This is a genomic window from Moorena sp. SIO3H5 (genome assembly GCF_010692395.1).
Classification (GTDB): Bacteria; Cyanobacteriota; Cyanobacteriia; order Cyanobacteriales; family Coleofasciculaceae; genus Moorena.
Map to the genome: position 1 here is coordinate 1 of NZ_JAAHHS010000115.1, position 19,530 is coordinate 19,530.

At 43.4% G+C, this 19,530-nt stretch carries 14 protein-coding genes; 7 read left to right on the forward strand and 7 right to left on the reverse strand.

What is annotated here, in order from left to right:
- Window positions 1-960 (reverse strand): NF038122 family metalloprotease (locus F6K52_RS14955; RefSeq protein ID WP_293078866.1); only part of this gene is annotated, 960 nt, incomplete at its 3' end.
- 288 nt (window positions 961-1,248) lie between these two features.
- On the opposite strand from F6K52_RS14955, the gene F6K52_RS14960 reads away from it, so the two are divergent.
- From F6K52_RS14960 to F6K52_RS14970, 3 genes are read left to right on the forward strand one after another with little or no spacing between them, the layout of a single operon-like run.
- A complete protein-coding gene (locus tag F6K52_RS14960; RefSeq protein ID WP_293078868.1) occupies window positions 1,249-2,442 on the forward strand; it encodes a DNA double-strand break repair nuclease NurA in 1,194 nt (397 codons plus the stop codon).
- Between the two features lie 54 nt (window positions 2,443-2,496).
- Complete coding sequence (locus F6K52_RS14965; protein WP_293078870.1) at window positions 2,497-2,682, forward strand: hypothetical protein; 186 nt, start codon at window positions 2,497-2,499, stop codon at window positions 2,680-2,682.
- Window positions 2,667-3,275, forward strand: a complete 609-nt coding sequence (locus F6K52_RS14970) for a hypothetical protein (protein ID WP_293078872.1) — start codon at window positions 2,667-2,669, stop codon at window positions 3,273-3,275. Before F6K52_RS14965 ends, F6K52_RS14970 begins: the two co-directional genes overlap by 16 nt.
- 6 nt (window positions 3,276-3,281) lie before the next feature.
- Here the strand turns inward: F6K52_RS14970 and xseB are convergent, their stop codons facing one another.
- Complete coding sequence (gene xseB / locus F6K52_RS14975) at window positions 3,282-3,545, reverse strand: exodeoxyribonuclease VII small subunit (protein ID WP_293078874.1); 264 nt, start codon at window positions 3,543-3,545, stop codon at window positions 3,282-3,284.
- Between the two features lie 455 nt (window positions 3,546-4,000).
- Between xseB and F6K52_RS14980 the strand changes: the two genes are divergently transcribed.
- Window positions 4,001-5,497, forward strand: a complete 1,497-nt coding sequence (locus tag F6K52_RS14980) for an FAD-dependent oxidoreductase (RefSeq protein ID WP_293078876.1) — start codon at window positions 4,001-4,003, stop codon at window positions 5,495-5,497.
- A 240-nt stretch (window positions 5,498-5,737) separates the two neighbouring features.
- On the opposite strand, the gene F6K52_RS14985 is transcribed toward F6K52_RS14980, so the two are convergent.
- The 4 genes from F6K52_RS14985 to F6K52_RS15000 all read right to left on the reverse strand — a co-directional run bounded on the left by F6K52_RS14985 (window position 5,738) and on the right by F6K52_RS15000 (window position 12,945).
- Entirely contained in the window at window positions 5,738-10,963 is a 5,226-nt protein-coding gene (locus F6K52_RS14985) for a hypothetical protein (protein WP_293078878.1), read from the reverse strand.
- Window positions 10,909-12,270 (reverse strand): P-loop NTPase fold protein, encoded by a 1,362-nt coding sequence (locus tag F6K52_RS14990; RefSeq protein WP_293078880.1) that lies wholly within the window; start codon window positions 12,268-12,270, stop codon window positions 10,909-10,911. Before F6K52_RS14990 ends, F6K52_RS14985 begins: the two co-directional genes overlap by 55 nt.
- A 77-nt stretch (window positions 12,271-12,347) precedes the next feature.
- The gene (locus F6K52_RS14995; RefSeq protein WP_293078882.1) at window positions 12,348-12,623 is read right to left on the reverse strand and encodes a hypothetical protein; all 276 of its coding nucleotides are present in this window, start codon (window positions 12,621-12,623) and stop codon (window positions 12,348-12,350) included.
- Between the two features lie 151 nt (window positions 12,624-12,774).
- Complete coding sequence (locus F6K52_RS15000; protein ID WP_293078884.1) at window positions 12,775-12,945, reverse strand: hypothetical protein; 171 nt, start codon at window positions 12,943-12,945, stop codon at window positions 12,775-12,777.
- Between the two features lie 91 nt (window positions 12,946-13,036).
- Between F6K52_RS15000 and F6K52_RS15005 the strand changes: the two genes are divergently transcribed.
- A complete protein-coding gene (locus tag F6K52_RS15005) occupies window positions 13,037-14,560 on the forward strand; it encodes a GTP-binding protein (RefSeq protein ID WP_293078886.1) in 1,524 nt (507 codons plus the stop codon).
- 338 nt (window positions 14,561-14,898) lie between these two features.
- Here F6K52_RS15005 and F6K52_RS15010 read toward each other — a convergent pair whose 3' ends face one another.
- A complete protein-coding gene (locus F6K52_RS15010; RefSeq protein WP_293078887.1) occupies window positions 14,899-16,506 on the reverse strand; it encodes a mechanosensitive ion channel in 1,608 nt (535 codons plus the stop codon).
- A 972-nt stretch (window positions 16,507-17,478) separates the two neighbouring features.
- On the opposite strand from F6K52_RS15010, the gene F6K52_RS15015 reads away from it, so the two are divergent.
- On the forward strand, window positions 17,479-17,943 hold the full coding sequence (locus F6K52_RS15015; protein WP_075896223.1) for an SRPBCC family protein: 465 nt from the start codon (window positions 17,479-17,481) through the stop codon (window positions 17,941-17,943).
- A 146-nt stretch (window positions 17,944-18,089) separates the two neighbouring features.
- Window positions 18,090-19,530, forward strand: a 1,441-nt coding sequence (locus F6K52_RS15020) for a zinc ribbon domain-containing protein (protein WP_293078888.1), incomplete at its 3' end; no start/stop codon positions are given.

A 19,530-nucleotide genomic window follows, 5' to 3' on the forward strand; every position in this document is an offset into this window, starting at 1 on the left:
AGACGTTGGCTCTTCCCGCAGTGCTGAGATATCGGCTCTCTCTCCCCAACCTAGGGCTGGCTTCATCATGCCCAAATCATTGCCCAGACCGTCCCAGTGGCTGGCTTGATAGCCATCACCTCCGAATCCTAAATTGGTATCCTTACCTTCGGAAAAGTAGGCCAGAGCTGTATCACCCCCATCAATGGAAAAGAAGGCGTCGATACCATAGGCTAAGTCAATCTGGTCACGATCTGCACTCCAGTCAGTATAGCGGTACATATCCAGGGCAGTAGTACGGAACAGACGCTCAAGGTTCATGTCATAACTAGCGTCATTATCCGCGAGTATGGTTGAATCGACTCCACTGACGTAGCCCAAGATATGACCAATTTCATGGATGCCGACACTCAGGAAGTCTATGGCGTTTGATGGGGTTGAGGCGTTACGTAGGTAATCATAGCTCCAATTGAAGGTGTCATTCATGACGATATAGCCATCAATCAGGGAGTTATTGCTGTGGTAATTGATGGCTTTGGCATTGGCATTGGTCAGAGAAATGTTTTTGTTGTACCACGAATTTCCGCTTTCAAACACGGCATGATAGCGAGTATTGCCATCACTATAGTTATGTTGCTGCAGACTATCATAAGCAATATAATCATCTGCCGATGTTCTATCGGACTTCAGCTTCTGCTTAAATGTTTTGTAGTTTTTATTCTTTTGCAGACCAGGGAGTGCCCCACCCAGGATATTTGAGGGCAAGGCGTCGGTCATATCAACGTGAATTTTGACGGTGACATTATCGGTTAAATAGTAAGACCAAATCTCACCAGCCATTTCAAACCCCAGCATTTGTTCGAGGGAAGTCCCTGGTTGATAGCTGAAGTCGAAATCTATGGCTTGAGCTGGGGCGTTACCACCAATTACTGCTGCTGCTGATGCTAGGGACAAGGACATGATTAACTGGCGATTATTCATCAGATTTTATCTCCTAGAAATTACTGAGGACCTTACGGACATGGATACTGTCAGTATGTAAAACTGATGTATACAATCACGTTTGTGATCTGAGGCTGTTGTATAGGATCGCGTTTGTTATTGTAGCCTGATGTATACAATTGTGTATATTTATTTATGCTTGTTTAGGATCACTTCATGAGTCGTTTATGATCACTTCATGAGTCGTTTAGGATCACAAAAAACCTGTGTTACAGATCACTAGTTTGAAATTAGTCAATCTACAGTAAATCTACTGATGAGCTCTCCATGCTTGATCTGGCAAAACTGGCAGGACAAATCCCTGGTATTAGTCAGCACCTGAGACTAGAGGCGGTGGCGTCTCGCCAACGCCTAGAACGGGCAGAAAAATTACTGGCAAAGGCTAAAACACAACAAAAGAGTTTGGTCAAGTCTCATCAAGAATGGCGCGATCGCATGATCTTCACAGCGGCAACACCGGTAGAATCTCTGGATACTTGTGTTGATATCAGTAGTCCCCCGGAAAGCCATAGTGTTTTCGCTACGGATGGGTCTCAAATTGCCCCGTCTCACCACGAAATCCTCTACTGTTATGTGATTAATGTGGGTCGGGTAATGTTGCACTATGGACAAAGTCTGTACCCTCTGTTGGATAGTGTGCCGGAAGTGTTCTACCGACCGGAAGACTTATATATTTCTCGTCAGTGGGGGATTCGCACGGAGGAGTGGATGGGACATCGGCGCACCATTTCCGAGGTATCGATGTTAGCAGAAATGGCTTGCCGTTGGGTAAATCCACCAGCTCCCCACAGGGATACTCCCAATTTAGCGATAGTAGATGGTTCCCTAATTTACTGGTTTCTTGATGGGATGCCAGGGGATGCACGCGATCGCATCTTGCCTCCGATTCTAACAGCTTGGGAGCAGTTGCGTGCTGTTAATGTACCCCTGATTGGTTACCTGAGTGCTTCTCGTAGTGTGGAAATGGTTAATTTCCTCAGATTACCAGCTTGTCCCTATGAAACACCAAAATGTATCACCCAATGTGGTAATCTCACGGACAAGTTGCCTTGTCAGGTGATAGACCCCTTGCGGGATACCACACTCTGGGCAAGTTTCTTGCAACCAGGACAGCGTAGCCCTCTCTTTCAGAGTTCCGCAAGGATTCTGGAATTATACGACCATCACCGGATCTATTTCTGTTATGTCCATGTGGGTACAGAAATTGCTCGGATCGAGATGCCAGAATGGGTAGCCCAGAATTCAGCATTGCTCAATCAAGCCTTGAGTTTAATGCTGGGGCAGGTCTATAAAGGCTATGGTTATCCCATTGCTGTGTCTGAAGCTCATAATCAGGCCGTGATAAAGGCCGGTGACCGAAATCGCTTCTTTGCTTTGCTTGAACAACAAATGATTCGGGCAGGTGTCAAGAATGTGGGAATATCCTATAAGGAAGCTCGTAAACGGGGCAGTATTAGTTGAGTTAAGGGTTGAAGGTTAGTCGGTTGGAGGTTGCAGGTTAGTCGGTCTTAATCATTGATAATTTATTTATATAGCGCTTCTGATACCTCTGATGTAAACAGAATTTTTTCCCTCTTGCCTCTTGCCTCTTGCCTCTTGCCTCTTGCCTGCTCCCTGCTCCCTGCTCCCTGCTCCCTAAAACCCAGAACGAAAGTAAATCACCCAATTCAAACAGCTATAGTGTCATGGCAAATGTATTAAGAATTCTGTTTAAGCAAGATAGCTATCTCAAGCAAGAGCCGATTCAATCGTCGCAATTGCCTGATAATAAACGTCAGATGATACCAGCAGGTACTATATTAGTACTTCGCTATTATGGTCAGGAATCTGGCAATCACCTTAAACTGGGTTTAAAAGATATTGCGTTTAAGGGGTTCAGTGGTGATTGGTATGCCTTTGAAGACCATGTAGCAATTATGATGGAAAGTATTCAACCGGTAGAAACGGTTAGTAATGTAGTCTCTAAACAAGAAGATCAGACTGTTTTCAACATTCCTATTTATCAGAATACCTTAGTCAATCAACCCGTTTTACTTAACCTTTTCTTTAATCAAGATACGGTAATTAAGCGAGCTCCTATTCAATCTAATATGTTGAATGAAGCATCAAAGCAGGAAATTCCAGCAGGCACTGATTTGGTGATTGTGACAGATCAACCTAATGCTGATAATACGGTTAAGTTTACGCTGGAAGAGAATCACATAAAATTTAGCCTGAAAGATCTAGAATTCAAGGGCTTTAGTGAAGATTGGTATGCCTTTGCTGGACATGTTGGTATTCAAGGGATGGGCTGATTACTATTAAAAATCTGAATCATTAGTCAGCGTCTCAATCAACAAATCCATCTGTTGCTGTCGCTGATCCAGAAAATCTTCACATTGATGGAGATATTCGACAGCAGCGGAGAACTGATCAAAGACGTCTGCTAATTCTAGTTCTCCCGTTTCTATTTGCCTAATGATGGTTTCAACTTTAGCCACCGTCGCTTCATAGTTCCAGGTTTCTCCAGAAGGGATTTTACTTAGGTTTGAATCAGTTAGGTTTGAATCAGATTGAGTTTCCATATATAGCAATTGTTAATGGGGTGAGATACACAATTTTAGGATTTTAGGGAATCGGGAATCGGGAATCGGGAATCGGGAATCGGGCACAGGGATAAGAGGCAAGAGGCATAACCTACTCCTAACCCTTCCCAGGAGAGGAATAGAGGAAATAGTTAAAAAGTATATAGCAATTATAAGACTTATGAGGTAAAGTAACAGCAGTCAGTAAACCAATAATTACAATCGGAGTTAGTGACTTTTAAGCCACATTCCACACCCTAAACTGTGATACCAGCCATAGAGAACAATTGAAGTAACCATAAATACTAAAAGTAGCCCCTTTAAATAAAATCAACGTTCCGACTCCGTTGCTATGCTCCTTGAAGCAAGCAAAAATGAGAAGTTTCATGGAAAAGAAGTCCAATCACGTTTGCTTATATTTTAACCTAATTTAGATGGGATTGCCCTAGATAAACATGCTAGAAACTGTATTTAATCTACCACTTCAGCAAAGACAAAATATAGCCATTATTGGAGCCGGTGCTATGGGAGTATCAATAGCATGTATCTTAGCTAGATTAGGTATCGCTAAAGTATCGGTTTTTGAAGCTGAATCAAAAATTTTTAATAAAAATGGAGCTTCTATCAATAACACAGGTATTTTGCATCATTTTGTTTATGGTGCCCATAAAAAGACACTGGAACATTTATTCAAACAAAGTCTTTTATTTAAAAAATTAATGCCTGAGTATGTTTTTGTAGATAGCTATGTTAATTATTTAGTACCCAATGAAATAGGAAATACTGCTATTAATCAAAAAGGGATAACCTATAAAGATGTTGCTGCTTCTTTGGTTGAGGTTTATAAGCAACATTTAAAAAACTATCAGAATGAAACTATTTTTGGCAAGCCAGAAGACTTAGTAAACATACTAGATCAAGAAGCAATCAAACCCTTACTTGGAAATGGAAATTTCGATCCGGCCAAAGAGGAAATCGCTGGTGCAGTCAAAATTAGGCAATTTGTCTTAAATATTGCAGAATATGTTTGTCACATGATCAATCTGTTTAATTCTCTTGTTAGAGAAAATTTTGTTGACATTCACTACAATAATGAAGTACGTAATATTGCCATCAATAGTCAAAACTTCGAGTTAAAGATAAACCACAATAATCAACTTTATTTCGATACGATAGTTAATGCTGGTTATGCCAAGGGTTTGGGCATTCCGATTCCAGAACTAAAATTTGAGCAATATATCGAAGGAAATCTAGTAAAGCTAAAAGTTTATGGACTATACAAGATTCCCTCAGACTTTAAAAAACAGTTTCCAGAAATCGAAAAAAGTTTTTATAGTACTATGCTAATTCGAGGTCAATATGGTGGAATAATTAAAGTCGGATACGATCATCTGGCAATTTTTTCTGGTCGAGAATATAACCAGGCAGAATTAGACTTCCCCTTGGCTGAAACTCCAAAAACTATTCCTAGGGAATGGTTGGATAATTTGGAAAAAATAACTGGTAGAACGGAAGCAGAAATGTTGAGCACAATTAAGCAGGATATTTCTCGCTGGATTCCTTGGGCTAAGGGATTGGAAAATATTAAGCTCAAAAAAGCGGTTCAAGTTTATCCTGGTAGAAAAACTACCGATGAGGTAGATGCTGCCAAACGGGATGATAATCCTATTCGTTATCTATATCACCATAAAAATGGGGGTAAATATATTCATATTCCTGGGTTTAAATTAACTTCTATTCCTTACAATGCATTTCAGGTTGTTCTTGAAATACTTTCAACTTATGTATGCCAGGGTATTCTTACCCAAGAGCAAGTAGATAAGCACATAGCTATTGACCAAAATCAGCACATCATTCTCTCCCCGGAAATGGAATCTGCTCTTGGTAAAAATCTATCTCAATTGAGGGTTTCTGAAAGAGAAAAAATTATTGATGAGTGGGGTATTTACTAGCACATTATTTATAGCAATTATACGACTTGTGAGGTACAAAATTATGGTTTTTAGGGAACAGGGATAAGAGGCAATAGGCAAGAGGCAAGAGGCAAAAGTCAAGAGTTCATAAACTATAGCACTAATCCCTACTCCCGATTCCCGATTCCCGATTCCCGATTCCCGATTCCCGATTCCCTACTCCCGATTCCCTACTCCCTACTCCCTACTCCCTACTCCCTACTCCCTACTCCCTTATAGTTAAAATCCACAAAGCTTATCTCTCTTACCTTCACGGTTATGATGCCAATAATCGTACAACCAAGTACAACCGCGCTCTAGCAAATAATCCACATCCAAATGCCACAAGATCACGGTTTTGTCTTTACTAGCAGAAGCAATTAACTTACTATCGGGACTAAAACTAACTCCAAACACGGAATCGTTGTGTCCCTTAAAGGTATTAATTAAATGTCCATCCCGACTCCAAAGATTAACCGTTGTATCACCACTAGCAGATGCGATTAAGGTTCCATCGGGACTGAAACTAACCCAATTCACGGCACCATTATGGCCTTTCAAGGTATTGAGCAACTTGCCATCACGATTCCAGAGTTTTACGGTGCCATCACTACTAGCAGAGGCAATCATCTCGCCATCTGGACTAAAACTGACCCAATTGACAGCATCATTATGCTCTTTCAAGGTATTGAGCAACTTGCCATCACGATTCCAGAGTTTTACCGTGCCATCATTACTAGCAGAGGCAATCTGTTTGCTGTCTGGGCTAAAACTGACCCCCCAAACCTGATCCTGGTGTCCCTCTAAGGTCTTGAACAAGGTGCCATCTAAATTCCAGAGTTTAACGGTTTTGTCAGCACTAGCAGAAGCAATTAACTTACTATCGGGACTAAAACTAACTCCCCAAACCTGATCCTGGTGTCCTTCTAGAGTATGAAGCAAGGAGCCATCTAAATTCCAGAGTTTCACGGTTTTATCTTCACTAGCGCTAGCCATGATCGTGCTATCAGGGCTGAAACTAATTCCAGTCAACCCTTGACCATGAGCAGAGAAGGCTTTTATGGTACGATCCTGAAGCCTCAACAGTTGAATGGTATTGTCGGCACTAGCAGTAGCAATCATTTCACCATCGGGGCTGAAACTTACACTTCTGACAGTTTGATTATGGCGGATCGGTGCCAGTATCCCTCCGTCACTGGCCCAGAGTCTAATGGTTTTGTCTGCACTAGCAGATGCAATAGTCTTGTTGTCCGGACTAAAACTGACATCTAGCACCATTTCGCTATGTCCAGCTAAGGTTTCGATTAATTCCCCATCACTGTTCCAGAGTTTGATAGTGTGATCAGCACTAGCCGTAGCTAGCCTCTGACCATCGGAGCTAAAACTGACATCGAGAACCCAATTACGATGACCTTCGAGGGTATCAATTAATTCGCCATTAGTTTGCCAGAGTTTGACAGTGTTGTCTGTACTGGCAGAGGCAATAGTGTTGCCATCAGGACTAAAACTGACACTCACCACTGGTTGTGTATGAGCTTGCCAGGTTTTCAGCAGTGTTCCGTCCCTGCGCCAAAGTTTGATAGTTTTGTCTTTACTGGCAGAAGCAATTAACTGACCATTAGGAGAAATACTAACCCCCAACACTGAATCACTGTGACCGGTTAGAGTCTGGAGTAAAACACCATCTTTACTCCATAGTTTGATGGTTTTGTCCTCACTAGCAGATGCGATCATCTGGCGATCGCGGCTAAAGCTCACACCATGGACTGTTTTGGTATGCCCATCTGGCCCATCTAAGGTCATTACCAGGGATCCATCCTTACGCCACAGCTTGACGGTTTTGTCTTCACTACCACTAGCGAGGAGTTGACCATCTTGACTAAAACTGACACTGTGGATTCCAGCCCGATGACCTCGCAACGTTTTGAGCAAGGTACCATCTTTGCGCCAAAGTTTGATAGTCTTGTCTCGACTCCCAGAGGCAATCAGCTTACCATCTGGGCTAAAACTGACACTACTGACCCAATCCCGATGTCCTTTTAAACGGTTACGTTCTCTGACTCCATAAACTGCCTGTTGTAGAGCAGTTACTACCCGTGTCTGGGTCTCTGGATTCACCCCAAGGGATTGCTGCAATTGCTGGGCGGCTTCTAAACTGAGGATGAGGGCATCTAAGGTTCTGTTGGCATCAACTAGAGCTTTTGAGGAGTAGCTCAGGTCACTCAAATGGTTGTTGGTTTTACTGATAGCGTAGCGAACCCCAAGTATACCGGTAATCACCATCAGACTGAACAGTGCCATTCCTGCCCAACGTGCTTCTCGCAATCGTTGCCTGAGAATTCGATTCAGCTTTTCTTCGGTTTTCCTTTGTTTTTTAGTTATTTTGGTCAGTTGGTTTTGGAGTTCTTGTTCTTTAACCAGTTGCTCAATTTTATCCTGGCTCTGTTTGTCTTTCTGGCGGAGATTTTCTAATTCTGCTTGCAGTTTCGATTGCTTTTTATGGCGGATAACGTCTACCAGGTAATCGTGAACCAGTTGATAGCGGTTGATCGTAACTTCTGGTAATAGAAATACTAATCCTGATTTCTCAAAAATTTCTAATATTAAATCTAATGTATAGTCTTCTAAGGATGATTCTATGGCTAGCTCCGAGCGATTTTTAAGGGGTCGATTTTTATTGTCATCAATGAGTAACGACAACACTAGCCAAGCTGCTGTTTCATTCTCAGGACCGCAATCTTTAATAACTTTTTCTAAAAACCGCTCCACTAGTTTGGCTTTGGGACCATGGTGCTGGTACTGAGCTAAGGTAGTAATATTTTCAGCTTGAAGCTGAGCTCCTACTACTTGCAACTCAATGGGACGAACTTCTCCAATTTCAGCTCCTAATTCTCTGACTAATTCATCAATTAAAGCTGGCTCTAAATAAAAATTAGCCCGATGGGTTAAGCTTTGAATAACTGAATAAGCATCTTCTAAGGAAAAATTGACTAATGGATAACGAATCTTTTTATCTAAGATATTACTTTCTATAACTTCCCAAGTATAATGTTCTAGTTCTAGTAATTTATGTAAGGCGTTATCTCGGATAGAAAAAATTAGTTTTAAATAGGGTAGCTTAAGACAATTTACTAAAAAATAATAAAACAGTTTTCGTTGGGATTGATGGGAATAAACGGAGAAAAACTCTTCAAACTGATCAAAAATTAAAACCGTTAATAAGTTATTGTCGGCGTTGTGTTGTAATTGCTCCAGGACAGAATCAATTAGGGCGTTACCATTACCGTTACCATTAGAGTTTAGAAATTTTTCCCTGAGCAAGGGGTCTTCATTTCCATTTCCTGATAGCTGATCGGCCAAGTGTTTATGGAGTTCCCCCACCCAATCGGTGTAAACTTGCACTACAATCGGTAACCCAATGCGATCGCCAAGGGGTCTATTTTTGAGTGCTGGCACTAATCCGGCATGGACAATGGAACTTTTTCCAACCCCTGACTGACCATGAATCACTGTGAGTTTGTGATCAGCACGGGTAATCCGTTCCATTAAGCGGTTTACATCTCGCTGACGTCCGGAAGCTGCCATTTCCTGGGGAATAAGGTCTTGTGGCTGTACCCCATGCCAGCTGGGATTGTTGGCTCCTCGTGGTGGCTGTAGACGACTAGCACCAATGAAGGCACGGAAGCCATACAGCTGCTCCACTGCCCGTTGTTCTTGTTTAATCCGAAATGCTTCTAGGTATTGCCCTTGTTCAAAGTAAAGGCTACGTAATCGTTCCAACAGGTGCAGGTAACGCTGAGGCTCATAGCGATAATTGCTGGATTCTATGGCATCTGCCAGTTTATGACTCGCTTTTTCTAGCTGCTTGACCGCTTCTGCTAAATTTCCCTGCTTTGCTTGGGATTTTACCAAAAATAAGCGATAGAGCTGGGCTAATAGCAATGGATGCAAGCCTTGGTCATGGGGCTGATCATCAGCAGCAACAACCAAAATTAATAGAGCTTTCTCGGCTAATTGACCAGCATCCTCCCATCGGGATTGCTCAAGGGCTACTTCTGCCAGAAAACCGTAATCTTGGGCTAGTTGCACCTGAGTCCCATAGGTTTCATGAAGGGACAGAGCCTGTTGAGAGGTGGTTTGTAAGAATGACCACGCTTGTAGATGCTGCAGCAGTTCAGCTAGCTTACTAATAAAAATAGCCACCAGATCGTGACGCCCCGCTTGGGTGAAAATTCCCATACATCGATGCAGATACGGCCAAGCTTCTTCCCAATAGCGCTGTTTATGAGCTTGATTTTGGTCAGCTTGGCGACAGTAACACAAACCGAGATAAAACAATAATAACCCCTGCCGTTCTAAGTTATCGGTTTGCTGCCAAACTCTTAAGCTTTTACGAAACCGCTTCTTGGCTAGATTTATGCGATCGCGTTTATAGTCATCTAGACCCAAAACAAAGTCTAGACTAGCGTCTAATTCCTGATCTAAGGTAATGCCACGACTATGTAAATCTTTTAGGGCAAAATCCAGTTCAAATCGACGTTGGTTTTGGAGTGCTGAGTTTCTCGAATAGGTAATAGAAATATCGGGATTGGTTGGTTGGAGGTTGGGAGGTTGGAGGTTGGTTGGTTGGAGGTTGGGAGGTTGAATGTTGGGAGGTTGAAGGTTGGAATGTTGAAGGTTGGTTGGTTGGTTGAAGGTTGGTTGAAGGTTGGTTGGTTGAAGGTTGGTTGAAGGTTGGTTGGTTGGTTGGAGGTTGGTTGGTTGAGAGCCTTTGGGGTTCCTAAAGGATAGGTTAGGATTTGGGATCGGTTGGATGCTTGAGGGGGAAGGCTCTCCAGAGTTCAATAGACAGGCAAATACCATTTGAGCCTTTTGTCCGAGAAAATTGACTAACTCTGTGGTGGTCAGTTCAAACTTGAGGGGAGTGGCTGCCCAACTGGCAAAATCTGGTGCCAAGCGCATCAGTTTTTGCAATACCTGGTCATTAACCCACAATATTAGAGGAAAGGTTAGGCGTTTACGAAACTCATCCCGGACTTGATTAGTAGAGGTAAGTAATTCCTCAATAGCAACTACTGACTCTAAACCAACAATCAGCAATGCGGAATGAGGGGGTGAGGAGGTAGGAGGGTCAGGGGATGAAGGGTCAATGGGGGTAGAACTCTGCCTCTTCCCGCATCTGTCTATCCCCTTGTCCTGTCCACGCCCCAATTCCCTGTGTTCGTAGTTTTGGATAGTGGTATAAAGGGTGGTAGCCGATGGCGGTATGATAAACTCCGTAATCGGGTATTGCGGCTGACACAGTGCTTTGAGGCGTTGCAGCATCTGTTGTTGCAAACCCTGGTAGTTACATCGCACGATCACAAGAGAAAATTCCCCTTGTGAAAATGCGATCGCTCTAGAGAGAGCCTTTAATGTACTATCGTTGTATTGGGCAGCGTCTGCTGGTGATTTTGTTTCAACCATGACTTAAACTGCGGTGCCTCTTCTAATGCTGGATTTATACCAAACCAATTTCCATCGCGATCGCGGTATTCAAAGACAAACATACTGCGCAATAGAGTTTGGTATTCCGTATCACCCCTGACTTTTTGTTGTTGCACCACCTGAAACAGCAAATCCCACTCTTCATCAGTAATTGATGAGATCAGATAATCGCGACGTTCGAGAATCACATTTTCTAAACACTCACTGGGAATCGGTGGGTTTTCTTGCCTAAGACAATCAAACAACAATCCTAGCAAGTTGCGCACATGACCACCACTAATTCGGCACAGGCGGTTTAAAGTTTCTATATTATCAAATACCTCCGGGAGCAAAGTAAATCGTTCCTCAGTAGTTTGATTAGGGAAAGCTCTAACCAGTACCATTTCTCGTAGCAAGGCCATGCCATCGGGAAACTCCTTACCTGTGCGCAGTTTAACTGGCACCATCGGTAATATTTTAGGAGTAAGTCCACCACCTAAGCGATTCTTCAGGGTTTCGCACTCATTGGAGAAAGTTAACGCCAAGGGAATTGTGTAAACAATATGGCAATTGAGTCGGCGTAACTGTTCACCCCGGTCAATGAATAAGTATTCTGGTTGCGATCGCCCAGAGGGTAAAGGGCGAATATCCACCCGATCCAGATTATCCACAATCACCACTAGTCCCGCTTTGCCCTTTTTCTTCAGGGTAGTGGTAGCAGGTTTTAGTAGTTCTTCATTAATCGAGTCTAAGATTCCACTAGTGCGAGGTTCGAGGTATTCCCGCAATCGACGCCGCAGTTTAGGACTTTCCTTAGTTTTAGCAGTTATTTTGCCAATGCCTACCGACAATTCTGCTTCAGCACCTAATTCAATCGGTGTGCGCAAAAAATCGGTAATTTCTGTAAAAAGATTGACAAAATAGCCTGGTTTTATATTAATTTTAATTTTCTCCAGACTTTCACTGACTTGACCAGCTATACTCAGCAAAATATCGCTTAGATCAACATCAGCCATGTCTAAATCTTGAGACGACTCAAAATAAACCACATGAAATTTCTGTTGCTCTAATTCAGCTTTTAGTCTAAGTAATTCTGTGGATTTACCACAGCCAATATGCCCTGTAAACAGCTGACAAGTCGGCTCGTCTGGAGAAATTAGGGTGATGGTTCGCTTGAGGGACTCAATAATTTTATTTCCTCTGACTGGGGAAAAATCAATATAGTATTTTCTATCATTGACATCTCCCATGCTCAGGGGCTTGCTGGGATTACAAGCTTTGTAGAATCTTGGCAGATCTAGTACCATTATAGCTTAATTTTCCTTCCTGATTTAGTCGCAGGACAATGCTAATTCCCACGTTTGTTTAGCACCTAACTTACCTTTTATAAAAGCTTTTTGCTAACCAAAAAAGATGCCTCCCTAAATTCTGTACATATGTCTAGCCACTCACATTTTTGTTCGTGGTCTTTTGCTTCATCCCGGCTTGCCAAGGATAACGAGGATGGGTTTTGACTATTGAGTTTACCCTGAAAATTTTGACCTATTGGTGTATAATTGCTAACTTTACCATAATTTAGAATTTGGGTATCGGTGAGACTCTGACCTAAGTTCAGTAGCATCGGCAAGGTGAGACTAACACTTAATAATTGGCTGATCATCTCATATCTCTCCTATGGTTTCCATCGAACCAATGGTGTAAGGCAATGATTAAATCTTCTACAGCTGTGGGTTGGAATCAGGAAGTCGCAAGGGATGAATAATGCATGTAACCGATGTCAGCTGTGAGGCATCTATGTAAGCATTCAGCCGTCAGCTATCAGCTATCAGCCATTGGCCTATGGCCACGCTACTTGAGGTGCTTTGTGGCACAGGCAAATAGTTTGTGCCACAGGCTTCGAGGCTGGAACCTAACTCAGCATTATTCGAATGCTTACCTCTTTTATTCAAAAGCTGACGGCTGATAGCTGAATGCTTACGCATCTATTTCTATATTGGGTGATTTCTCAAAAGTGATTCCTGAACTGATGCTCTAGGATCGAAAGCAGAAGTGTGCGAACCAGGAGGTGCTGTTTTGACCGAATTCTGGCCTGAGTCTGACTCTGTTAACTCTCTAGACCTTGATCATCAGGATTTAGATGGCGCAATTTCAGGTTTTGAGCAAATCCAGGCAGAACTGAACTACAAACAGGCACAAGACTCGCTCAAGGATCTGGTAGCTAATCTTGACCTATCCCGTAGAGAAAAAGCTGGTTTAGATGCTCAAATCCAAGACTTGGGCAATCTGCTTGAGAAGCTGGAAAATACCTCTATCCAAATTGCTGCCTTTGGCATGGTGGGACGAGGGAAATCCTCTGTACTCAATGCCTTAGTCGGTCAACCTGTATTTGAAACTGGTGCCCTACATGGGGTGACCCAGAATGCTCAAACTGCCCATTGGCAGCCCGATAATCAAAGCCCTAGTCAAGCAACCCATAGTCAAAGCCCTAGTCAAGAAACCCATAAAGAAACCCATAAAGAAACCCATAACCAACAGGATATTCTACAGGTTGCCCTACCCAGTATTGGTAATTCCCAAATTCAGCTAATCGATACCCCAGGGATTGATGAAGTAGATGGGGAAACTCGGGAAGCCTTAGCCCTAGAGGTGGCTAAACAGGCAGATTTACTGCTGTTTATTATTGCTGGTGATATGACTAAGGTAGAATACCAAGCTCTATCTCAGTTAAGAGCTAGTGGTAAACCGATGTTACTGGTGTTGAACAAGATTGACCAATATCCCGATGCTGATCGCATCGCAATTTACAGCAAAATTCGGGATGAACGGGTCAAGCAGTTGCTTTCACCGGCAGAAATTGTGATGGTTGCTGCTTCACCTTTGGTATCTGTAGCAGTGCGATCGCCTAATGGCAGCATTCAGGTCAAGCGCCGCCGAGGGAAACCCCAGATTGAAGATTTGAAACTAAAAATTCTGGAGATTTTACATCGGGAAGGTAAATCCCTTGTTGCTCTTAACACCATGCTTTACGCGGATGAGTTGAATGAAAACTTGGTCAACCGAAAAATGAAAATTCGGGATGACAGTGCTAATCAAATTATCTGGAAAGCAGTGATAACTAAAGCATTTGTCATTGCTCTCAATCCAGTTACTGTTGTGGATATCCTCACCGCTACTGTAGTTGATGTGGTAATGATTCTTACGTTATCCCGTCTGTATGGGATTGCTATGACTGAGCAGGGAGCTATTAAATTATTACAAAAAATCGCTATGAGTATGGGAGGTATTGGTGCTAGTGAACTCTTGGCTAATTTGGGATTGAGTAGCTTAAAAAGTATTTTAGGAATTTCTGCCCCTGTCACCGGTGGGGTTTCCCTAGCGCCATATATGTCCGTTGCCATCACCCAAGCTAGTGTTGCTGGAGTTTCTGGCTATGGTATTGGACAAATTACCAAAACCTATTTAGCTAATGGCGCATCCTGGGGAGAAGATGGACCAAAAGCTGTTGTTAGACGAATTCTCTCTTCTTTAGACGAAACCTCAATTCTCCATCGCATTAAAGGAGAATTGAGGGCAAGATTATCAAAAGTTGAAGGTTGAAGGTTGAAGGTTGAAGGTTGAAGGTTGAAGGTTGAAGGTTTAAGGTTGAAGGTTGTTAAGCTTGAAGGTTGAAAGTTGTTTGGGTGAACGCGCACGGGTGGCCTTTTGGGCAAGGTTGAATCTTGGCTTAACTTCAGTGTTTAAGTGTCAGGATACAACGGCTCAAAGATAAAACACTGACTACTCAAAACTGACTGCTAAAAGCATAGATAACTTTCAACATTAACCCTTCAACATTAACCTTTCAACTTTAAACCTTCAACCTTCACCCAAACAACCTTCAACCTTCACCCAAACAACCTTGCCTAAAAGGCCACGGGTGCGCGTTCAACTTCGACTTACTTTTTCAAAGAATCTAGCCATTCTCTAACTTGCTCACCAGCGACATCGCGACCTCCGAGACCGAAGGCTAATGCGATCGCAACAGCGATTGCACCTAAGAGTAAACCAAAGGCTAAGTTCACAATATCAGGGGCAATGCCCATTTGTTGTAGACCTAGAGCTAAAGAAAAAGCAATAATCGCAATCCTAGCTACTTGTGCCAGGATATTGGATTGGCGAGCGCCAGAGCCAGTAATCAAGTTGAAAGCAAAATTAGCTAGGAACAGACCAATAGCAAGGACTACTAACCCGGACAGCACCCTAGCACCGATGAAACCAACCCCAGCCACAATGTCAGTTAAGGCGGGAATCTGTAACACATCAGTTGCTGCCACAATACCAGCGATCATGATACCGATCAGTAAAAGCAGTCCCGCTAGTTCAGAAGGGGTGCGACTAGTAAGTGGGTTCTGTGGTGTGTCTGATTCTGCTGTTTGATCAGTGGTGCTGCTGGAAAAACCTAGCCAGCTGAATAGATTGTTGAAGCCAACGTCTGTCAGGACGTTGGTGACCAGATCACTAACAAATTGTCCAATTACGTAGAAAACTGCCAGAATACCAGCCGCCGCAAAGAGTTTGGGGATGGTATTAGTAACCTGGCTTAACATTGCGATCGAAGGGCCAGAGATGGCCTGGATCTGCAAGGCATTAAGGGCAGCGGTAGCAACGGGAATCAAAATCAGCACATAGACAATCGTACCGATAATCCCGGCTAGGGAGCGGCCACCAGAGGTACTCAGTCCAAACCGCTCCCCGATCTGATTCGCACCTGCTGCTGTCAAGAAACTAGTGACAAGACGTTGCACAAGTTGAGCAATAAACCAACCAATAGCACCAATTGCTATGGCTGCGCCAATATTGGGTACAATCCCCCAAATCTCACCCAGCATACTTAGTACTGGATCGAGAGTGCCCTGTAAGCCTAGGGTTTCTAATACCGATGGCAGAAACAGTAGGAAGATTAAGTAGTACAGGGCATTGCCAATGGTTTGAGCCAGAGAGAACTGACTACTGCGACCATCCCCGACTTGCTCACCCAAGCGCTGATCGATATTCAATGCATTGAGCGTCCTGACTACTATCATCTTGACGATAGTTCCCAGTAACCAGGCAACGCCCAAGAGAATCCCCGCACCAAAGACACTGGGGAGGAAGCCAAGGATGGTGTCTAGAAAACTATTCAGGGGTCCGGAAACCGTATCTAGCTTGAGGGTTTCTAGAACCGCCACTACCGTGAAAACGATGATAATCCAGAAAACCGCGCCGGATAACCATTCCTCAACTGCAGGTGAGCTTCCTGTCTGACCGCCAGTAGCCCACTGAGCAATGTTGTTGTCAATATTGGTGCGATTCAGTACTGCTTTGGTAATACCAGCAGCAATCTTAGCAAGGATAAGACCAATGACTAAGATTGCGATCGCTTTAACCACATTCAGTAAGGTGGTTCCCCCATCTGCCAAAACTTGGTCTAATGCGGGAACTCCTGTCTGGGCTAAAACCAGGTGTGCCGATGGCTGCACACCCACTCCTACAATTTGGAAGATACCTTCCCAAGTTCCATTCATAGTCTTTGTTCTTACTTAAATTGTCCAATGTCACAGGCAACCCTAAGTTTTTTAAGTTCCTTAAGTTCCTTGTGACTACTGTGGTCTGGTGAGGAGCACGGTATTATCGTCTCAACTAGATAAGTTTGGCAACGGTAAAGCTGCGCGTCTGGTGACCCGATCAGGAACCGTGACGCCGCGCTATAGGCTGCCGTCCCAAAAAGAGCTGGACAACAAGAGGTGCAGTTGTTCTGCTTTCCAGTTCAAACCGGAATCGCCGATTCTGCACAAGGTAAGGTTTGCCTGGCCAACGTTGTTGGTCGGTACTTTCCGAACCGCACTGTTTTACCCTTGGTCTAAGTGTTTAACGACTCGGTTCTAGAGCTTGGAGCGGGCAAAGTACTCCAAGGTAGGAACTTTAACACTTGCCAACAACGTAGACCCAATACCAGAAGGGCAACCCCTTCGGTCAAGGTCTTAGGCTGGTCAGATCCCTGAAGGGAGGCTATCTAAGCCTGGTCTCTTCACAGGAGAGTGCTGACTGAAAATAACCTTGAGCAGAAGGTACGACGAGAACATTTAAAAGTAAAGGTTGAGATGTTCATGGAGAACGTTTTACTCCTCAAATTTTCCACAGATGTGGCTTAATCTTGCCTAACTGACAAATCTTGACCCAGGAGTGCTGATAGAATTTACCCATAGTTGCCGACGCAGTCAACTAGTTAGCTTAGGGGGTCTTACTCCCTAAATTAGGCTGGGTAACTTGATGGAGTGTTGAATCGGCATTTCCCCCGATGTGACGTCGGACACTCGGGAGCTGAAAGATTTTTTGGTAGGTTTGTCAGTCACTCAAGACGTAACCCTTATATTTAGAGCCAATTGATGTACAAAAATCAAGTCTTGATTAATTTTTCCTCCTCACAACTCTAGTGGTCTGGTAGTGTGGCTAGCTGCCACCGTAATCAAGATAGTTCAATAATGTCGAAATTTTACATGCAAAACGCCCAATTTTTTGAACAATCCATTAAAATTAATGCGAGCGCCACCATTGTCGAGCGCTGTATCACTGACCAGAGCTTAATGCATCGCTGGCTCAACCCGATTTTGCGTTGTGAATCAGTGGGCCAGTGGAGTACTGATGTCGGGAGTCGCTCGCGGTTCATTATAAACATTCCCTGGTTGCAGCCCACTCTCAAGAGTGTGGTTATCGACCGCAAGCCAGGGTTAGTAGTTTGGCAGTTCCAGGGTTTTTTCAAAGGACGAGACCGCTGGGAGTGTCAGCCAGCTGAACAAGGCACCCGTTTGGTCAACCGTTTTGAATTTGAAATTCCTAACCCCATTGTTAGCTGGGGGTTCAACAGCTTTGCTGCCCAATGGACTCAGAATGATATGAAAGCCCAACTCAGACGCCTTAAGTTAGTCGCAGAGGAGATTTACCGACGTGAGTGTAGTCATTAGGGATTAGGGATTAGGGATTAGGGATTAGTCTCGCAATCAAGTACCCAAAAATCGGGATGAAGTAGGATCTAATATCATAATTCGGACATTGACATTTCCTTAGCGCTAGAGTATGATCGAGACAATTGACACACAGTTAAGTGACGATGCCCAGAAGTGCAGGAGTAGCAAAAAGGAGATCAACTCAAGTAGTCCCTGTGGTGGGGATGACTAAGTCGGTTGAACTTGAATTGCTGTCTACCATGAAAAAACTAGGCGTCGTTAGGGCTGAGTCTTACAACAAGCTGGGGAGTATTAACCATTGGGGACTGGACTGGAAAAAGGCTATCCCCAAAGTAAAAAGCTTCAGGACTCCCGACACCCTCGGGCTGCCTGCTAAGTTAATGGATTGGACTATCAATGATGTAGCAAAAGCCATTACAGCTCAGCAAGCAGCCTGTATTGATGCGGTGATAAAAAAAATCTACAATAGGTTTCCTGGGATAGAGTTCCAAAAGACAAGAATTGAACTTTGTCAACAGATTAAGACCTTAGCTTTTCTGGACAATCCACTTCTTCACAGACTTATTAGGAAGGAATTTCATAGAGGGCACTCTTGGGTTAAAAATCAAATAGTCTATCAACAAGTAGGATATAGCTGTAAGCGACTTTCTCGTAATACTTATCAACTAGAAGTAGCTGGGCTAAGAAGAGGAAAAAGAAATCAAATAATTGTTAAGTCTAATCGAGAAATCAAAGGACAGATTAGACTAACATACAATCAATTATTGCCTAGGTTTGAGGTTCACTTTTTAGTAGATCATGGCAAAGTTGAAATACCTGCCGAACGTCGGAATATAGGACTGGACAAGGGTTATACAGAAGCTTTTTACGACTCAGATGGCCAGGTTCATGGGAAGGATCTGGGTAAAGTAACTACCAATAAGTCCAATCGTATTTGTGCGAAAAACAAAAACAGAGGGAAACTCTGGGCACTCCATAGAAAGCTCGAAAAAATCGACCCAGCTAAGTCGGCTCGGATCTTAAAAAATAATTTAACCAGGAAAACAGAAAATAAGCGTTACAGGCAGTATCAATCAGAAATTCAAGCCATTATAGGAGCAGCTTCTAAGTCTGTTTTTAATGGTAAATCACTAAAAGTTTTTGCAGAAGATTTAACAAAACCGATAAAAAATAAGCGCCAGTCAAAAGCTATGTCCCGTAAGCTCAATAGTTGGATGAAAGGAGAGCTGAGAGATTCATTACAGAAATGGGCTAATTGGACTGGCTCGGTTGTTACAGAAGTTCAACCTAGTTACACGTCGCAAGTTGACTCCAGGAATGGAACCCTTCTAGGGAAAAGGACTGGGGACAACTTTACCGGATTTGATGGGGTCGTGTTACAGGCTGACCACAATGCTGCCAAAAATATCCTTGCTCGGGGTACGGATCACGAAATCACCCGGTACACGAGTAAAACCGAGGTACAGGCAGTGTTATTGCGTCGTACCGCGCGTTTCTTGAGAGGAATGGGACTAAGTTTGGTTGATGGGGTTGAGCTAGGTTGGCTTGACCCTAAGCATACTAAAACTAAGGCTTTCAAGCAAC

Coding starts and splice junctions, on each gene's coding strand:
- F6K52_RS14960 (WP_293078868.1), top strand. CDS start 1,249: ATGCTTGATCTGGCAAAACTGGCAGGACAAATCCCTGGTATTAGTCAG.
- F6K52_RS14970 (WP_293078872.1), top strand. CDS start 2,667: ATGGCAAATGTATTAAGAATTCTGTTTAAGCAAGATAGCTATCTCAAG.
- xseB (WP_293078874.1), bottom strand. CDS start 3,545: ATGGAAACTCAATCTGATTCAAACCTAACTGATTCAAACCTAAGTAAA.
- F6K52_RS14980 (WP_293078876.1), top strand. CDS start 4,001: ATGCTAGAAACTGTATTTAATCTACCACTTCAGCAAAGACAAAATATA.
- F6K52_RS14985 (WP_293078878.1), bottom strand. CDS start 10,963: ATGGTTGAAACAAAATCACCAGCAGACGCTGCCCAATACAACGATAGT.
- F6K52_RS14990 (WP_293078880.1), bottom strand. CDS start 12,270: ATGGTACTAGATCTGCCAAGATTCTACAAAGCTTGTAATCCCAGCAAG.
- F6K52_RS14995 (WP_293078882.1), bottom strand. CDS start 12,623: ATGATCAGCCAATTATTAAGTGTTAGTCTCACCTTGCCGATGCTACTG.
- F6K52_RS15000 (WP_293078884.1), bottom strand. CDS start 12,945: ATGCGTAAGCATTCAGCTATCAGCCGTCAGCTTTTGAATAAAAGAGGT.
- F6K52_RS15010 (WP_293078887.1), bottom strand. CDS start 16,506: ATGAATGGAACTTGGGAAGGTATCTTCCAAATTGTAGGAGTGGGTGTG.
- F6K52_RS15015 (WP_075896223.1), top strand. CDS start 17,479: ATGCAAAACGCCCAATTTTTTGAACAATCCATTAAAATTAATGCGAGC.